The sequence below is a fragment of the Paenisporosarcina sp. P4_D4 genome, from assembly GCF_056401835.1.
Map to the genome: position 1 here is coordinate 1 of NZ_JBFUIO010000331.1, position 1,011 is coordinate 1,011.

A 1,011-nucleotide genomic window follows, 5' to 3' on the forward strand; every position below is an offset into this window, starting at 1 on the left:
TTCTTTTTAACACCGTGCCGGTGTAGCTCAGTTGGTAGAGCAACTGACTTGTAATCAGTAGGTCGAGGGTTCGACTCCTTTCGCCGGCACCATTGTTAGAGCCATTAGCTCAGTTGGTAGAGCATCTGACTTTTAATCAGAGGGTCGTAGGTTCGAATCCTACATGGCTCACCATTTTCATATTAAGTTGCGGGTGTGGCGGAACTGGCAGACGCACTAGACTTAGGATCTAGCGCCGCAAGGCGTGGGGGTTCGACTCCCTTCACCCGCACCATTTTCACAATTTTCACAATTTTATACGAGCGGAAGTAGTTCAGTGGTAGAACACCACCTTGCCAAGGTGGGGGTCGCGAGTTCGAACCTCGTCTTCCGCTCCATATCTTCTTGAATGCCGGGGTGGCGGAACTGGCAGACGCACAGGACTTAAAATCCTGCGGTAGGTGACTACCGTACCGGTTCGATTCCGGTCCTCGGCACCATCTTTCATAAAACATAATATTTAGCGCCCGTAGCTCAATTGGATAGAGTACTTGACTACGAATCAAGCGGTTAGAGGTTCGAGTCCTCTCGGGCGCGCCATAWTTTTTRACTTCGGGAAGTAGCTCAGCTTGGTAGAGCACTTGGTTTGGGACCAAGGGGTCGCAGGTTCGAATCCTGTCTTCCCGACCAGTATTTATATCCCTTTAAGGGGCCTTAGCTCAGCTGGGAGAGCGCCTGCCTTGCACGCAGGAGGTCAGCGGTTCGATCCCGCTAGGCTCCACCATGAACCTTGAAAACTGAACAGCAAAACGTCAACAATAAAGCGGAACACACTTCGGTGTGGGAAGCAAAAACTTGAACTTAATTGTTCATTTTAAAACGTCATTAATTTGACGCCAGCAACAAAGTCGAGCTAATCGACTCACCTATTATGGAGAGTTTGATCCTGGCTCAGGACGAACGCTGGCGGCGTGCCTAATACATGCAAGTCGAGCGGAATGATGAAGAAGCTTGCTTCTTCTGATTTTAGCG

The 1,011-nt window shown here is 49.8% G+C and carries 8 tRNA genes and 1 rRNA gene; all 9 read left to right on the top strand.

The window, feature by feature from the left end:
• The first annotated feature begins 16 nt into the window (after nt 1-16).
• Nucleotides 17-92, top strand: a tRNA-Thr gene (locus AC1DSL_RS18600).
• Nucleotides 93-98: 6 nt separating this feature from the next.
• Nucleotides 99-174, top strand: a tRNA-Lys gene (locus AC1DSL_RS18605).
• Nucleotides 175-189: 15 nt separating this feature from the next.
• Nucleotides 190-274, top strand: a tRNA-Leu gene (locus tag AC1DSL_RS18610).
• A 28-nt stretch (nt 275-302) separates the two neighbouring features.
• A tRNA-Gly gene (locus AC1DSL_RS18615) sits at nt 303-377 on the top strand.
• A gap of 13 nt (nt 378-390) precedes the next feature.
• Nucleotides 391-479 (top strand) — tRNA-Leu (locus AC1DSL_RS18620).
• Between the two features lie 23 nt (nt 480-502).
• Nucleotides 503-579: transfer RNA gene (locus AC1DSL_RS18625), tRNA-Arg, on the top strand.
• 13 nt (nt 580-592) lie between these two features.
• Nucleotides 593-669, top strand: a tRNA-Pro gene (locus AC1DSL_RS18630).
• 18 nt (nt 670-687) lie between these two features.
• Nucleotides 688-763, top strand: a tRNA-Ala gene (locus AC1DSL_RS18635).
• Nucleotides 764-907: 144 nt separating this feature from the next.
• Nucleotides 908-1,011, top strand: a 16S ribosomal RNA gene (locus tag AC1DSL_RS18640); the annotation flags it as partial.